The sequence below is a fragment of the Streptomyces sp. NBC_01485 genome, from assembly GCF_036227125.1.
In the GTDB taxonomy this organism is placed as follows: domain Bacteria; phylum Actinomycetota; class Actinomycetes; order Streptomycetales; family Streptomycetaceae; genus Streptomyces.
Window position 1 is genome coordinate 5,369,583 of record NZ_CP109435.1, and the last position, 17,321, is coordinate 5,386,903.

The 17,321-nt window shown below is 70.2% G+C and carries 7 protein-coding genes and 1 tRNA gene; all 8 read left to right on the forward strand.

Going from position 1 to position 17,321, the window contains the following annotated elements; all coding sequences use genetic code 11:
• Nucleotides 1-224 precede the first annotated feature (224 nt).
• A complete protein-coding gene (gene topA, locus OG352_RS24390; protein ID WP_329219779.1) occupies nt 225-3,056 on the forward strand; it encodes a type I DNA topoisomerase in 2,832 nt (943 codons plus the stop codon).
• A 177-nt stretch (nt 3,057-3,233) separates the two neighbouring features.
• The gene (gene tmk, locus OG352_RS24395; RefSeq protein ID WP_329219781.1) at nt 3,234-6,491 is read left to right on the forward strand and encodes a dTMP kinase; all 3,258 of its coding nucleotides are present in this window, start codon (nt 3,234-3,236) and stop codon (nt 6,489-6,491) included.
• 161 nt (nt 6,492-6,652) lie between these two features.
• Nucleotides 6,653-7,858, forward strand: a complete 1,206-nt coding sequence (locus OG352_RS24400) for a DNA polymerase III subunit delta' (protein ID WP_329219783.1) — start codon at nt 6,653-6,655, stop codon at nt 7,856-7,858.
• Nucleotides 7,859-7,994: 136 nt separating this feature from the next.
• Nucleotides 7,995-9,572: an alpha/beta hydrolase gene (locus OG352_RS24405; RefSeq protein ID WP_329219785.1), complete on the forward strand. Its 1,578-nt coding sequence runs from the start codon at nt 7,995-7,997 to the stop codon at nt 9,570-9,572.
• A 229-nt stretch (nt 9,573-9,801) separates the two neighbouring features.
• Nucleotides 9,802-9,875 (forward strand) — tRNA-Thr (locus OG352_RS24410).
• 898 nt (nt 9,876-10,773) lie between these two features.
• A complete protein-coding gene (locus OG352_RS24415) occupies nt 10,774-11,892 on the forward strand; it encodes an acyltransferase family protein (protein WP_329219786.1) in 1,119 nt (372 codons plus the stop codon).
• Between the two features lie 1,057 nt (nt 11,893-12,949).
• Entirely contained in the window at nt 12,950-13,438 is a 489-nt protein-coding gene (locus tag OG352_RS24420; RefSeq protein WP_329219788.1) for a hypothetical protein, read from the forward strand.
• A gap of 78 nt (nt 13,439-13,516) precedes the next feature.
• Nucleotides 13,517-17,239: a LamG-like jellyroll fold domain-containing protein gene (locus tag OG352_RS24425; RefSeq protein WP_329219790.1), complete on the forward strand. Its 3,723-nt coding sequence runs from the start codon at nt 13,517-13,519 to the stop codon at nt 17,237-17,239.
• Nucleotides 17,240-17,321 lie beyond the last annotated feature (82 nt).

The following is a 17,321-nucleotide window of genomic DNA, read 5'->3' on the forward strand; positions in this document are numbered from 1 at the left end:
CCGGTAAAGGGGAAGGCGCGTTCCGGTCGTACGGAAAAGGACCGGTCGGTACTCCGGGCGGCAGGAATGGCGGTAGTCGGGTTACCGTTCGAGTGGCCGTTGCGGGCTTTTCCCGTTTGACACGGGGGCGGGATGTACCGTCACACTCCGCAGCGTCACCATGACCCGACCCCGGGAGCAAAGGCCTGGGGAGGCCCCAGCGTCGACCGGAGAGATGAGCGAAGTTGTCCCCGACCAGCGAGACCGCAAAGGGCGGCCGCCGACTCGTGATCGTCGAGTCGCCTGCCAAGGCGAAGACCATCAAGGGTTACCTCGGCCCCGGCTACATCGTCGAGGCCAGCGTCGGGCACATCCGCGACCTTCCCAACGGCGCCGCGGAGGTGCCGGATTCGTACACCGGCGAGGTCCGCCGCCTCGGTGTGGACGTCGAACACGACTTCCAGCCGATCTACGTGGTCAACGCCGACAAGCGGGCGCAGGTCAAGAAGCTCAAGGATCTCCTCAAGGAGTCCGACGAGCTCTTCCTCGCCACCGATGAGGACCGGGAGGGCGAGGCGATCGCCTGGCACCTCCAGGAAGTCCTCAAGCCCAAGATCCCCGTCAAGCGGATGGTCTTCCACGAGATCACCAAGGACGCGATCCGGGCCGCCGTAGCCAACCCGCGCCAGCTCAACCAGAAGCTCGTCGACGCCCAGGAGACCCGCCGCATCCTAGACCGCCTCTACGGCTACGAGGTCTCGCCGGTCCTGTGGAAGAAGGTCATGCCGCGCCTGTCGGCCGGCCGTGTCCAGTCCGTCGCCACACGACTCGTGGTGCAGCGGGAACGCGAGCGCATCGCGTTTCGTTCTGCTGAGTACTGGGACCTGACGGGCACCTTCGCGACCGGCCGCGCGGGAGACACGTCGGACCCGTCGTCGCTGGTCGCACGCCTGCAGGCCGTCGACGGCAGGCGGGTCGCGCAGGGCCGCGACTTCGACTCCCTGGGACAACTCAAGAGCGCGAACATCCTCCACCTCGACGAGGCGGACGCCCGCGCCCTCGCCGCCGCCCTGGAGAACACGCGGTTCGCCGTCCGGTCCGTCGAGTCCAAGCCGTACCGCCGCTCGCCGTACGCCCCGTTCCGTACGACGACGCTGCAGCAGGAGGCGAGCCGAAAGCTCGGCTTCGGCGCGAAGGCCACCATGCAGGTCGCGCAGAAGCTGTACGAGAACGGCTACATCACCTACATGCGTACGGACTCCACGACGCTGAGCGAGACGGCGATCACCGCCGCCCGCGCCCAGGTCACGCAGTTGTACGGCGCCGAATACCTGCCGGCGCAGCCGCGCACGTACGCCGGGAAGGTCAAGAACGCGCAGGAGGCGCACGAGGCGATCCGCCCCTCGGGTGATCGTTTCCGTACGCCTGCCGAGACGGGCCTGACCGGCGACCAGTTCAGGCTCTACGAGCTGATCTGGAAGCGGACGGTCGCCTCCCAGATGAAGGACGCGGTCGGCAACAGCGTCACCGTGAAGATCGGTGGCGCGGCGGCCGACGGCCGGGACGTCGAGTTCAGCGCCTCCGGCAAGACGATCACCTTCCACGGCTTCCTGAAGGCCTACGTCGAGGGCGCCGACGACCCGAACGCCGAGCTGGACGACCGCGAGCGCCGCCTGCCCCAGGTCAACGAGGGCGACGCCCTCCGCGCCGAGGAGGTCACGGTCGACGGGCACGCCACCAAGCCCCCGGCCCGCTACACCGAGGCGTCGCTCGTCAAGGAGCTCGAAGAGCGCGAGATCGGCCGCCCGTCGACGTACGCGTCGATCATCGGCACGATCCTCGACCGCGGCTATGTGTTCAAGAAGGGCACGGCACTCGTCCCGTCCTTCCTGTCCTTCGCCGTGGTCAACCTTCTGGAGAAGCACTTCGGGCGGCTCGTCGACTACGACTTCACCGCCAGGATGGAGGACGACCTCGACGCCATCGCGCGCGGCGAGGCCCAGTCGGTGCCGTGGCTGAAGCGGTTCTACTTCGGCGAGGGTGCGGGCAAGGGCGGCGCGGCCGACGCCGGGAACGGCGACGGGGACCACCTCGGCGGCCTCAAGGAGCTGGTGACCGACCTGGGCGCGATCGACGCGCGCGAGGTGTCGTCGTTCCCCGTGGGCAGCGGCATCGTGCTGCGGGTTGGGCGTTACGGCCCCTACATCGAGCGCGGCGAGAAGGACTCCGAGGGCCACCAGCGCGCGGACGTCCCCGAGGATCTCGCCCCGGACGAGCTGTCGGTCGAGTACGCGGAGGAACTGCTCGCCAAGCCGAGCGGCGACTTCGAGCTCGGTGCCGACCCGGAGTCGGGCCACCAGATCATCGCCCGCGACGGCCGCTACGGCCCGTACGTCACCGAGGTGCTCCCCGAGGGCACCCCGAAGACCGGCAAGAACGCCGTCAAGCCGCGTACGGCCTCGCTGTTCAAGTCGATGTCGCTCGACACGGTGACGCTCGCGGACGCCCTCAAGCTGATGTCGCTGCCCCGCGTGGTCGGCAAGGACGCCGAGGGCGTGGAGATCACCGCGCAGAACGGCCGCTACGGGCCGTACCTGAAGAAGGGCACGGACTCGCGGTCGCTGCAGACCGAGGACCAGCTCTTCACGATCACCCTCGAAGAGTCGCTGGAGATCTACTCCCAGCCCAAGCAGCGTGGCCGGGCCGCCGCCAAGCCGCCGCTGAAGGAGCTGGGCGCGGACCCGGTCAGCGGGCAGCCGGTCGTCGTCAAGGACGGCCGTTTCGGGCCGTACGTCACCGACGGGGAGACCAACGCGACCCTGCGCTCCGATGACAGCGTCGAGGAGATCACCCCGGAGCGCGGCTTCGAGCTGCTCGCCGAGAAGCGCGCCAAGGCGCCGGCCAAGAAGACGGCCAAGAAGGCTCCCGCGAAGAAGGCGACGGCGAAGAAGGCGGCCGCCCCGGCCAAGAAGACGGCCGCGAAGACGACCACGGCGAAGAAGACCACCACGGCGAAGAAGACGGCCGCGAAGAAGGCGACGGCCACTCCGTCCTCGTCCTCCTCGTCGGAGGACTGATCGGTCTCGTCCGGGGTTTGATCGACCTCGTCGGAGATTGATCGACGGCTGACCTGAGCCACCGTTTCTCCACAGTGGGTTCGCGAAACGAACGCCCCGGCATCACTTTGGTGTCGGGGCGGTCGTACAGGTGGACGGGGGCCTTGGACTGTCAGTCCTGGCCGATAGGCTGAAAGCATGACGCGAGCCGAGCAGCCAACGGCCCACCACCCGGCCCCGGACAACGCCCTGGTGGTGGACTCACGTGAGCGCGCCGTGCGCGCCCTGTTGCGTGAGCCGCAGCTCAAGCGGCTGTGGAGCGCGCAGTTGGTGGGCGGTGTGGGAGACGGCCTCGCACTCCTGGTGTTCGTCCTCCTCGTCCTCCAGGCGGCCATCGCCGAGGGCTCCTTCGGAGGCGGTTACCGGGGTGTGGCGTTCGCAGTGGCGATCGTCTTCGGGGTACGCATTCTGGCCACCCTGCTCTTCGGCGCCGTCCTGCTGGGCCCACTGACCTCACTGACCTCACCGGACGGCCCGCTCGACCGCCGCTGGACCATGGTCGGCGCCGACGGGCTGCGCGCCGTGCTGCTGATCGTCGCGCCCCTGTGGATCGACTGGACGCCGGACGACGCCCTGGCCCTGCTGTTCGTCACGGTCTTCGTGACCGGCGTCGCCGAGCGGTTCTGGACGGTCGCCCGCGAGAGCGCGGCCCCCGCCCTGCTGCCCGCCCCGCCCCTGGAGGGCGCGACCGTACGCCCGTTGCCGGACCACATGGACGCCCTGCGCCGTCTGTCGCTGCGCACGGGCTTCGTGACGATCCCGCTGGGTGCGGCCACGCTGGTCGTCGCGGCATTGTTCAACAATCTGCTCGGCGCCGGGATCGCCTGGTTCGGCCAGCACCAGGCGGCCCTCGCCTCGTACGTCGCCGGGGGGCTGTTCGCCGGGTCCCTGTCCATCGTGACGTTCCTGGAGCTGCCCAAGACGCGCACCCCGCGCGCGCGGTCGCCGCTCGAAGGACTGCGCCGCCCCAGGACCGCCACCGGCGTCGACGCGGGCCGCACGGGCGCGATCCCGCTGCTGGTCCTCGCCTGCGCCGCCGTCGCCGGGGCGATCTCCGCCGCCGTCGCCGTGGCCGTGCTGCACGCCAAGGACCTGGGCGGCGGCCCGGTGCTGTACGGGCTGCTCGTGCTCGGGCTGACCGGCGGCGTCGTCGTCGGCGTGCGTACGGCACCGAAGGTGCTGGTGTCGCTGTCGCGGCGCCGACTGCTCGCGCTGGCCATCGCCTTCACCGGCTTGGCACTGCTGGCCGCCGGGCTGGTCCCGGACGTCACCAGCGTGCTGCTGATCGTGGCCCTGGCCGGCGTCGGCGCGGGCGTCGCCGCCAACACCGGGCACGCGCTGCTCGACCAGGAGACGGAGGAGCACCGCCGGACCCGTACGGCGGAGCACCTGCACGCGGTCGTGCGGGTCCTCGTGGCGCTGGGCGCGCTGATCGCCCCGCTGGTGGCGGCGCTCATCGGGCCGCACCGGCTGGAGAACGGCAAGTTCGTGTTCGCGCACGGCGGCGCCGCGTTCACGCTGATGCTGGTCGGCGCGCTGCTGCTGCCGGTGGCCGCACTGGTGCTCGCCAAGGTCGACGACCGCTCCGGCGTACCCCTGCGGAAGGACCTGCGGGACGCTCTGTTGGGCGGCGACGACCCGGTGCAGACCCCGGCCATGACCGGCTTCTTCATCGCCCTGGAGGGCGGCGACGGCGCCGGCAAGTCCACCCAGGCCGAGGCGCTCGCCGAGTGGATCAGGGCCAAGGGGCATGAGGTCGTCCTCACGCGCGAACCGGGGGCCACGCCCGTGGGCAAGCGGCTGCGCTCGATCCTGCTGGACGTCTCCAGTGCCGGGCTCTCGCACCGCGCGGAGGCACTGTTGTACGCGGCGGACCGCGCGGAGCACGTCGACACGGTCGTACGGCCCGCCCTGGAGCGCGGCGCGGTGGTGATCACCGACCGGTACGTCGACTCGTCCGTGGCCTACCAGGGCGCCGGCCGCGACCTGTCCCCGACCGAGATCGCGCGGATCTCGCGCTGGGCGACGAACGGCCTGGTGCCGCATCTGACGGTCCTGCTGGACGTGTCCCCGGAGGCCGCCCGCGAGCGCTTCACTGAGGCCCCGGACCGACTGGAGTCGGAGCCCGCGGAGTTCCACGCGCGCGTGCGCTCCGGTTTCCTCACGCTGGCCGCCGCCGACCCGGGCCGCTACCTGGTGGTCGACGCGGGCCAGGAGCCAGAGGCCGTCACGGCCGTCGTCCGGCACCGCCTCGACCGACTGCTGCCCCTGTCCGAGGCCGAGATCAAGGCCCAGGAAGAGGCGCGCAAGAAGGCCGAGGAGGACGCCCGCCGCAAGGCCGAGGAAGAGGCCGCCCGCAAGGCGGAGGAGGAGCGCCTCGAGCGCGAGCGCCAGGAGCAGCTCGCCAAGCTGCGCGCCGAGGAGGAGGAGCGCAAGCGGCGCGAGCTGGAGGAGGCGCAGCGGCGCGAGGCCGAACGGCAGGCCGAGGAGGCCCGGCTGCGCGCCGAGGAGGCCCGCAGGCGTGCCGAGGAGGAGCGGGTCCGGCTCCTCGCGGAGGAGAAGGCCCGAGCCGAGGAGGAGGTCCGCCGCAAGGCGGAGGAGGAGCGGCGTCGCAAGCAGGCCGTGGAGGAGGCCCGGCTGCGCGCCGAGGCCGAGGCGCTGCGCCTGGAGAAGCAGCGCAAGGCCGAGGAGGCGCTGCTGCGTGCCGAGGCGGCCCGCCGCGCGGCGGAGCAGGCCGCGGCGGCGGCGCAGGTCGGCCCGAAGCCGACGCGCCCCACGCCGCCTGCCCCTTCGACCGCATCGGCGGCTTCGGCGGTCCCGCCGGAGGCGGTGACCATGCCGACGCCGGTGGTGAATCCGGCGAAGCCGAACCCGCCGGGCGGCCCGGCGGACGAGACGGCGGTGCTGCCGCGGATCCGGATGGACAAGGAACCCGCGCAGTCACAGCCGCAGTCGCGGTCGGAATCCCAGTCGCAGTCGCAGTCCTCGCGGCAGTCCGGGAAGCCCGCGGGCTCCGCCGGGGGAGCCGACGGCGAGGTGACGGCCGAACTGCCCCAGCCGTCGGTGCCGCCGGGGGCCGCGGACGATACGGCGGTGCTGCCTCCGGTGCGCGAGGAGCGCCCCGAGGAGGAGACGGCCGTACTGCCTCCGGTGCGGGGCGGGAGCCCCTCGGACCGGGTGCCGCCGGGCTACTTCCGCGACGAGCAGGGCGAACGGACGCGTGAGTTGCCTCAGGTCGACGAGCAGGGCGCGCCCCGGCAGCGGCCCCGTTCGGACTGGGCCGAGGAGACCCCGCTGGACGACCTGCCCTCGCTGGCGGACGAACTGCTGGGCCCGCACCGGGACGAGGAAGGGTACGACGAGGGCCGCGGCGGCGGCCGGGGCCGGCGGCGCTGAGCATCGCTCACGCACGGCACCACTCTGTGGCGCTGTGGCCTGTGGCGCTCGACCGTCGCCGGATTGTCAGTGGTTCCCCGCACAATGGAACCCGCAGCGCGAAACGGGACGAAGGCGCAGGCGATGTCGATGATGACGATGACGAACGGGGGGCGTGACGTATGACCGTGTGGGACGACCTCGTCGGGCAGGAGAGGGTGAGTGAGCAGTTGGCCGCTGCCGCTCGGGACGCCGACGCGCTCGTCACCGCGGTCACCTCCGGTACGGCGCCGCCCGAGGCGTCGAAGATGACGCACGCCTGGCTGTTCACGGGCCCGCCCGGCGCCGGCCGCGCCCAGGTGGCGCGGGCGTTCGCCGCCGCGCTGCAGTGCGTGAGCCCGGACCGCGCACTCGGCGGCGCCCCCGGCTGCGGGTTCTGCGACGGCTGTCATACGGCGCTCATCGGCACCCACGCCGACGTCAGCACCGTCGCCGCCGTCGGCTCGCAGATCCTCGCCGAGGACATGCGCGACACCGTCCGCAAGTCGTACACCTCGCCCGCCACGGGCCGCTGGCAGGTCATCCTCGTGGAGGACGCCGAGCGGCTGAACGAGAAGTCCGCCAACGCCGTCCTGAAGGCGGTCGAGGAGCCCGCCCCGCGCACGGTCTGGCTGCTCTGCGCACCCTCCCTGGAGGACGTGCTGCCCACCATCCGCTCCCGCTGCCGGCACCTGAACCTGCGCACGCCTTCCGTCGACGCCGTCGCCGACATGCTGGTACGGCGCGAGGGCATCGAGCCGGCCGTGGCCGCGGCCGCCGCCCGGGCCACCCAGGGGCACGTCGACCGGGCCCGGCGCCTGGCCACCGACCCCGCCGCCCGCGAGCGCCGCGCGGCCGTGCTGAAGCTGCCCCTGCGCGTCGACGACATCGGCGGTTGCCTCAGAGCCGCCCAGGAGCTGGTCGACGCGGCCACCGAGGACGCCAAGCAGCTCGCGGAGGAGATGGACGGCAAGGAGACCGAGGAGCTGAAGGCGGCGATGGGCGCGTCCCAGGGCGGCCGGATGCCGCGCGGCACGGCGGGCGTGATGAAGGACCTCGAGGACAAGCAGAAGCGCCGCCGGACACGTACGCAGCGCGACAGCCTCGACCTCGCGCTCACCGACCTGACCGCCTTCTACCGTGACGTCCTCGCCCTCCAGCTCGGCTCCCGCGTTGCGATCGCCAACGCGGACGCCGAGGACGCGTTGGAGCGGCTCGCCCGCGGCAGCAGACCGGAGACCACCCTCCGGCGCATCGAGGCCATCGCCGCGTGCAGACAGTCCCTCGACCGCAACGTGGCTCCGCTGCTGGCCGTGGAGGCGATGACGATGGCGCTGAGAGCGGGTTGACGTCGCCGGTGGGGCGTCCCCCCGGGGGCCTGGGGGTGGGTGGGTGACCGTCGGCGGCGGGTTGACGGAGTAACTCGTCCGTGGCAGTTCGCGTACGTAAGGCATGCGCACCGTCGCGCAGAGTTACGCTCGATGGATGTACAACAGGCGCTCCCCCCGCAGGCTCCGTACCGGCGTCACCCTGCTCTCCCTCGCCGCGCTGCTCGTCTCCGGCTGCTCCGCAGCGGGGTCGACGAGTTCCGCCGGTTCGAGGGCGGTGGCGGCGCTCGTCGCGCTGCCGCGGGCGACGCCGTCGGCGCTGTCGCCGTACTACGGGCAGAAGCTGAGCTGGCGTAGCTGCGGGGTCCCCGGCTTCGAGTGCGCCACGATGAAGGCGCCGCTCGACTACGCCGAGCCGGGCGCGGGCGACGTCCGGCTCGCGGTCGCCCGCAAGAAGGCGACAGGCCCGGGCAAGCGGCTCGGCTCGCTGCTGGTGAACCCGGGCGGACCGGGCGGCTCGGCGGTCGGCTACCTCCAGCAGTACGCCGGCGTCGGGTATCCCGCCGAGGTCCGCGCCCGCTACGACATGGTCGCCGTCGACCCGCGGGGCGTGGCCCGCAGCGAGCCCGTGGAGTGCCTGGACGGGCGCGCGATGGACGCGTACACGCAGACGGACACCACCCCCGACGACCAGCGCGAGACCGGCGAACTCGTCGACGCGTACAAGGAGTTCGCCGAAGGGTGCGGCGCGCACGCGCCGCGGCTGCTGCGGCACGTCTCCACCGTGGAGGCGGCCCGTGACATGGACATCCTGCGCGCGGTCCTGGGCGACAGGAAGCTGACGTACGTGGGGGCGTCGTACGGGACGTTCCTCGGGGCGACGTACGCGGGCCTGTTCCCGGACCGGGTGGGCCGGCTCGTCCTGGACGGCGCGATGGACCCGGCGCTGCCCGCCCGCCGGCTGAACCTGGACCAGACGGCGGGGTTCGAGACGGCGTTCCAGTCCTTCGCGAAGGACTGCGTACGGCAGCCCGACTGCCCGCTCGGCGGCAAGGGCACCCCGCCCGCCAAGGTCGGCGAGAACCTCAAGGCCTTCTTCCGCAAGCTCGACGCGCACCCGATTCCCACCGGCGACCCGGACGGCCGCAGGCTCGGCGAGGCCCTCGCCACCACCGGCGTGATCGCGGCGATGTACGACGAGAGCACGTGGGCGCAGTTGCGCGAGTCGCTGGCCTCGGCGATGAAGGAGAACGACGGCGCGGGCCTGCTCGTCCTCTCCGACAGCTACTACGAGCGCGACGCCGACGGCCGCTACGCCAACCTGATGGCCGCCAACGCCGCCGTGAACTGCCTGGACCTCCCCGCCGCGTTCTCCCGCCCCGACCAGGTGGAAAAGGCGCTCCCGTCCTTCGAGAAAGCGTCCCCGGTGTTCGGCGAGGGCCTCGCCTGGGCCTCCCTGAACTGCGCGTACTGGCCGGTGAAGCCCACTGGCCAGCCGCACCGCATCGAGGCGAAGGGCGCCGCCCCGATCGTCGTCGTCGGCACCACCCGAGACCCGGCGACGCCCTACCGCTGGGCCCAGTCCCTCGCCCGCCAGCTCACCTCGGGCCGCCTCCTCACCTACGTCGGCGACGGCCACACCGCCTACGGCCGCGGCAGCGCCTGCATCGACACCGCGATCGACACGTACCTACTCCACGGCACCCCTCCCACACCGAAGAAGCGCTGCTCGTAGGCCTACGGACTCCTCTGGGCCACTCCCGGATCGGGTGCGTCCGGGGGGCGGCCCAGAGGTGACTCGAGGGTGTCTCAGGGGCGGCCCAGAGGTGACTCGAGGGTGTCTCAGGGGCGGCCCAGAGGTGACTCAAGGGTGCCTCAGGGGCGGCCCAGGGGTGGTTCGGAGCACCCCGGGAAACTGTGTAGACTTACCGACGTTGCTGACCGCACCATGGTGTGGACAGCGCGCCGCCTTAGCTCAGATGGCCAGAGCAACGCACTCGTAATGCGTAGGTCTCGGGTTCGAATCCCGAAGGCGGCTCAGAGAAACCCCAGGACTCACTCGCCGTGACCTGGGGTTTCTTTCTTTTCTTGACCTTGGAATGTGCGTGCTGAGGGCCTCTTGAGGCTATGTATGGAATGCGTAGGTCAGAGGTTCGTTCTTTGGGTTCGGTGAAGCGTCTCTCGAGCCGGATGTCGGCGCTGGCCTGCGGTTTCTTAGGGCTGACTGATGCGCGAGTCAGTATGGGAGAGGTGTGGGGTGGCCGAGTGGTGGCCATCCGTGCAGCGTACGTGCATGGAGCGGGGCGGGGCGGGGCGGCGTTGGCGGAGGTCGCCGTGGGCTTGCCGTTGTTGTGGGAGGTCGACAATGCGGGTGCTCTGTGCCCATGGTTTGTGGCGCGACGGTTCTCCGCTGCGGCAGGCGGGGCCGCCTGTCCGGAATCATTTGCTGGTCGGTTGAGCCTGAGCCAGGGGAAGTCGTCAAGGCAGAGATAGCGTGCTCGGCGAGGTCTTTCGCCGTGCGGCAAAGAGGGCTGGGCTGCTTCGGGCGGGTTGGAAGCTGCTGTCGTTCCGATCTGAGGGTGACGCTTTCGCCCCACCGACTGCCCCTCACAAGATCACCAACAGAGTCACGGCGTTGGTACCAGGTTTGTCTGTTGAACTGTTCAGCCGGACGTCACGTATCAGTCGCTGTGGGGTGGCACTGCGGCGCCCGGCGTACTACCAGGGAAACGGGTCGGCGGGCATGCGCCTGTCGTAGGTTGCATCGTGCATCGTGTGACGACCGTCGAGGCGTCGGCGGCGTGCTTGGACGCGGTGCTCAGAAAAAGGGCTGAACGATTTCAGTGAATGCGAGCCGTCCGGTCAGTAACGCTCTCGACTTGGGCGCCCCGGCGGGGCAGGAGGAGGGGGCGGGCGGGGCGGACGTCCGTCGGCAAGTGCAGGGTCTGGATGGTCTCCGCGGCCTGGCGGCACTGTATGTGGTCCTGTTCCACTGCTGGTTGTACACGTTCCCGGGGTATCCCGACAGTTCGGCGCCTCCATGGCTGGACGGGCTGATGTTCGGACGCCTTGCCGTCGTCTTCTTCCTGGTGCTGTCCGGCTTTTCCCTCGCGATCTCCCCGGCGCGTCACGGCTGGGGGTCGGGTGGCGTCGCCCAGTTCCTGCGCCGACGCGCCTGGCGCATCCTGCCCCCGTATTGGGCGGCGCTGGTCATGAGCCTGATCATTTCCTGGTTCGTGGTGCCGGCTTCGCACTTCGGACCGCCTACGGGCTCGTCGATTCTGGTGTACGGCCTTCTCGCCCAGGACATGTTCACCGCACCGACACCGAACGGCGCGTTCTGGTCGATCGGGGTCGAGGCCGAGCTTTATCTCCTCTTTCCCCTTCTGCTGTTCGTCCGGCGGCGGTGGGGCGCGGCGGTCCTGGTCGTCTGCGTGGCTCTTCCGGTGATCGCTCGTGGCCTGATGGCGGTTGACGCGTCTCCTGTGGAGGGCGCCAACTGGCTCGCTCCAAATCTCGCCCCCGTGTTCGTTGCCGGCATGGTGGGCGCGGGAGTCGTGGTTGCGTCGGACAGGGTCCGGCGCCTGCCCTGGGGATGGTTCGCCGTCCTGGCCGCCGTGCCGGTCGTGGCTCTCGGCGTTGTCCGGGGGTCGGTTTGGACGGTGAACCACTACTTCTGGGTGGATCTCGCCGTCGCTCCCGCCATGACGATGCTGATTGCCGCGGTTGCCACCGGCAGGCCCGCCGTTCTCGTGCGGCTCCTGACCGCGCGGCCCGTTCGGAGTCTCGGTAGCTTCTCGTACAGCCTCTACCTGATCCATCTGCCGATCGTCATGGCCGTGATTCGCCGGGTGGCCCCGCATTTCGTATCGCCCGGCCTGCCCACATTCGGGTTCACGCTGATCGTGGCCCTGCCGGTTTCGGTGCTCGGGGCCTCGCTTTTCTCCCGGATCTTCGAGATTCCCTTCAAGGGGAACAGGTCCTGGAAGTCCATGATCGCGCTGGGCCGTTCCCACTGGACCGGCAGGAGTACGAGAGACCTTCAACGACTCTGATGCTCCAGTCCGGTTTCGTTGTTCATCCAGCGGATTCGTTGGCGGCTCTTCGTCAGTAGTGGCTTCGCCGGGCCGTTTCCCGGTCTGCTCCCGTTGGACCAGTGCGGCAGACTGGCTGCGGATTTGGCCTGTGAGGCGCTGACCGGTGACTTCACCCTGTCCGTATCCGAGGCGTACGGCTTCGCCACCACGAGATGGGCTGGGAGAAGCCCCCGGCAGCACCCTGTCTGCCGAAGTACGTCCTTGTCCCCACCTCGGCGGCCATGGCCTTGACGTGCGAAGCCATGCCGCCGATTGGAGGCCGGTATTGGTGGAGTTCGTCTGGGCCACCTCCACGCCTGCCGGGCTGGAGAACCACCGTCCGTCGAAGCCACCTGACCTCGATGTCGAAGGTCGCGGTCAGGACCGCTGCACTGCTGCTGGTCGCCGTCGGCGAAGGCGACCAGCTCTCCCAACGGACACTCTCCGCCGAGGTCGCCTGCACCTACGACCGCGCTGGCCGTGTTGCCGCGCTTCCGCCTGACGAGCGGGCGTGGACGTTCACCGGTGGCAACGCGGGCAACGCCGCGTATTCGCCGATTCCCGTGACCTCGTTGTTGCTGTCATCCAGGGCCTGCGCGTACTCAGTACCGCAGCAACGCACTCTACGGCTGCCTCACCGGCACTGGAGTTTGCCCTCCCCGCACGGCGACATCATGGCAAGTCGGGGACGTTATCTTGCTTTTCAGGGGTTGACGCGGCGAGTGCATGGCAAAAGGGGTGCGAGTGCTCAACCGTGGAAAATTCGTAGAGGAAGCGTGAAGTAATTCACGCCTGACTTTCCCCTGGTTAGTGGATCTTGTGGACTTTGTCCGCTTGTGAGTCTCTGGTTAACAAGCTGGTGCTGCCCGTATGTTGCGGCCTGACCGTTTGATCGAAGACATCCAGGCACAGCCCAACGCGGTCTGGTGGGGGAGCAGTTCATATGAATACGTACGGGGGGAGACGTCGGCTGCGCACAGCCGGCGTTGTGTTCTCCGCGGCCATAGTGCTTGCGGCGGGTGTATCCAACAGTGCCATGGCGGTGGCCGCCGAGAGGGGCGACACCGGGGCCACCGAGGCCGCCGGAACCGACGCGGCGGCCACAGCCGTCGCAGACGACGGAACGGGAGAGGACGCCAAGGCGCTGGCCAAGGCCGCGCGCACCGGCAAGTTGGTGGAGATCACGTCGTTGCGCGGTGAGAGCAGCGAGGTGTACGCCACCCCGGAGGGGCATCTGGAGGCGCGGGAGCATCTGCGTCCGCTGCGTACCCGGGTGGACGGTGCGTGGCGGGCCATCGACACCACTTTGACCCGTGGCGCGGACGGAACGGTGCTGCCCAGGGCCACGACCATCGGCCTGACGTTCTCGGGTGGCGGATCCGCTCCGCTGGTGCGGATGACGAAGAACGGCCGTGAACTGGCGCTGTCCTGGCCCGGGGAGCTGCCGTCCCCGGAGCTGAACGGGAACACCGTCACCTACCCGGAGGTGCTGCCCGGTGTCGATCTGCGGATGGCGGCGCAGTAGGACGGCTTCACCCAACTCCTCGTCGTCAAGTCGGCCGAGGCTGCGGCGAGCAGTGAACTGCGCACGCTGCGGCTGAAGTTGGACGCCGACGGCATGCAGGTCGAGGAGACCCCGGACGGCGGTCTGGCGGCGATCGACCAGGGTGCCGGAAGCGCGGTCTTCGAGGCCCCTCGCCCCGTGATGTGGGACTCCAGCACCAAGGCGCCCGACACGGCGCCGTCCGCCGCCGGACTCGCCACGGCGTCGCCGAATGCCTCTAAGCGCTCGGCGGCCGCGGCCGCCGGCACCGCCATGGCCGCGCCCACTGCCTCTGCCGCCACCACCGGTCCCACTGACTCCGAGGCCGTCGCCGCGGAGTCCGCAAACGTGGCGCCGGTCGGAGTGGACGTACCCGCCGCGCAGGACGCGCTGGTGCTGACACCGGACCAAGACGTACTCAGAGGCAAGGACACGGTGTACCCCGTGTTCATCGACCCCCAGTGGTACTCCCCGAAGGCCTCGGCGTGGACGATGGCCTCCAAGTACTGGGCGTCGTCGCCGCAGTGGAAGTTCAACGGCGACTCGGACGCCGGCCTCGGATACTGCAACTGGTCCTACTGCGCGCCGAACGACACCAAGCGGCTCTTCTACCGCATCCCGACGTCGAAGTTCGCCGGACGGACCGTGCTGCAGGCGGAGTTCGTGGTCCTCAACACCTGGTCGGCGTCCTGCGCGGACCGGGGCGTGGAGCTTTGGCGCACCAAGGACATCTCCTCCTCGACGACGTGGAACTCGCAGAACGCGTCCGGCTTCTGGATCGATCACCTCAAGACGGAGTCCTTCGCCTACGGGTTCACCGGCTGCGCCGCGAAGGACGCGGAGTTCGACGTGAAGTCCGCGGTGCAACTGGCGGCGGACAAGAAGTGGTCGACGATGACCTTCGGTATGAAGGCGTCGAGCGAGTCCGACGGATACGGCTGGAAGCGGTTCTCGGACGACGCCTATCTGCGCGTGCGGTACAACCGTGCGCCGCCGCAGGTCAAGACGTCGCAGTTGACCATGGAGTACGGCGGATCGTGCAAGAAGTCCGCCAGCGCCGCGCGGGTGCGCACCCTGGGCAAGATCTACGCGAACGACGTCACCGACCCCGACGGCGACTCCGTCTCCGTCTCCGTACAGTTCGCGGCGAGCTGGGACACCGGTGACGGCAAGGGCGTGATCACCCGCTGGAAGCCTGCTCTGACGACGGCGAAGAAGTCCGGATCCGACTTCGTGGTCACCTTGCCGTCCTCCATCCCCACCAACAAGACGGTGAACTGGTACGTCCGCTCCTACGACGGCGCCCAGTACTCGCCGTGGTCGTCCACGGGCGCGACCGGCTGCTACTTCGCGTACGACACCAGCGTGCCGAAGGCGCCCGCCGTCGCCTCGGCCATCTACCCGGCCTCGAACCCCGAGGACCCGGACGACCCCTGGTATGACGGAGTGGGCCAGTACGGCAACTTCGTGATCACCGGCGCCGTCTCCGACGTGACCAAGTACTGGTACGGCGTCAACGGCGATCCGGTCTCCGCCAACACGGTCGCCACGTCGGCCGGAACGGCCAAGACCGTGCCTGTACTGCCGCTCAAGCCGGGCCTCAACACCTTCACCGCGCGGTCCTTCGACACCGCAGGCAATGCCTCCGAGATCCGCACCTACCAGTTCCGGGTCAAGTCGGGGCAGCTCGAACGGGCCGACTGGTCGATGGACGAGGCCGCCGGCGCCACTCAGGCGGCGGGCAGCGCGCCCGAGCAGACCGCGACCCTGCACGGCGGCCCCACGCCGAACGTGGAGGGCAAGTTCGGCAAGGCGGTGCGGTTCGACGGCGTCGACGACTACGCCGCCACCGACATCGCCACGATCAACACCGACGTCAGCTTCTCGGTGTCCGCCTGGGTGAAGCTGTCCGCGATGCCGTCAGGTTCGGCGGTCATCGCCTCCCAGCGGGGCAACAACAAGCCGGGCTTCGAACTGTCCTACTCCAAGGGCAACGACCGCTGGGTGTACACCCAGTACAGCGCCGACACCGCCACCGGCACCCCCGTCCAGGCCATGCAGGCCGCCGCGGGCGGCGTCAAAGCGGGCGAGTGGACCCATCTGATCGGCATCTACTCCGCCAATGAGAAGCTGCTGAAGCTGTACGTCAACGGCGCGTTGGCCGGGACCACGGCGTACGGCACGCCGTGGAACGCACGGCGTGGCATGGTGATCGGCGCCGGCCTCCCCGGAGGCGCGCCCGCGTCCTTCTTCCCCGGTGCCATCGACGAGGTGAAGACCTTCGAGAAGCCGCTGACCACCGCCGAGGTGTCGAGCCTCTACAGCTCGAACTCGGTCGGCGCCGGCCGCCCGGCCCGCATGGTGTTTCACATGGAGGACACCGCCGAGGCGACCGAGCTGAGCGGCCGGGCGGATGTGAACCCCGCGGTCCTCAAGGGCGGTGCCACGACCGGCGCGGCCGGGGTCGACGGCAACGCGCTGACCCTGGACGGCACCGACGACTACGCCACCACCGGCGGCGCGCACGTCAACACCTCGTACAGCTTCGCCGTCTCGGCGTGGGTGAGGCTGGCGAAGACCAAGCCGACGCACGCCGCGACCGTCGCCTCGCAGATCGGCAGCGTGGTGACGGGCCCGGAGCTGTACTACTCCAGTTCCAATGACCGGTGGGTGTTCAACCAGCACAGCGCCGACACGGCCGACTCCACGGTGGTGCGGGCCATGCAGCCCACGGGCACCACCGCCTACGGCGGTGAGTGGACGCATCTGGTCGGCGTGCAGGACACCGTGGCCCACACGCTCTCGCTGTACGTCAACGGGACCCTGGCCGGCACCGCCGTCCTGCCCGCGACCTGGTACGCCGGGGGTGCGGTGCAGATCGGCGCCAGCGCGTTCGAGGGCAAGGCCACCTCGTTCTTCCCCGGCCAGATCGACGACGTGCGGCTGTTCGACCGTCCGGTGTCCGCCGGTGAGGTGCAGCAGCTGTTCAAGCAGCGGGCAGTGGTCAAGGGCCGCTGGAAGTTCGAGACCGCCGTCGGCACCCCGCCGACCTCGCCCGACGCCTCGCCGTCCGGTAACGCCATGACCCTCTACAACGGCGCGCAGGCCGGCAAGGGCGGGGTCGAAGCCGGCTCGGGCGGGGTCGACGGCACCGTCACCCTCGACGGCACCGACGACTACGCCGCGGCCTCCGTGGTGCCGGTCGACACCAGCGCCAGCTTCACCGTCAGCGCCTTCGTCCAGGCGGCCGCCGACCCGACGGGCCCGGTGACCGTCATGAGCGCCCCGGGTTCCAAGAAGAGCGCGTTCGCGGTGCGTTACGAGCCCAGCGCCACTCCGGCCACCGATCCGGGCCGCTGGCGGATCGCCACGGCCGACTCCGACAGTGACTCCGCCGCCGTCTCCGACATCGGCAACGGCATGTTCTACACGCCCACCGACTGGAACCACGTGGCCCTCGTCTACGACGGCTTCGCCAAGGAGGTCAGTCTCTACGTCAACGGCGAGCTCCAGGAGACCGCCTGCGCCGACGCCGACGACGACGGGACGCAGGACGACGCGAGCTGCGCCGACACCCTCTCGTGGTCCGACGACGTCCTGACGTACAAGGCCGCGAAGAGTCTGCAGCTCGGCCGGGACACGAGCGGGACCACGTCCGGCCAGTACTTCCCCGGTTCGCTGTCCGATGTCTGGGTCTTCCAGGGCGCGCTGACGGAAACCCAGATCGATCACCTGGCCGCCGGCGCGCCGGGTGTGGAGACCACCGTCCCCAGCGGCGACTGATCGGCCCAGCCACCGGGAACGGGCCGGCCGCGGCCTGCGGCCGGCCCGTTCCCCGGCCACCTGCTTCGCTCCGCCGTGCGCG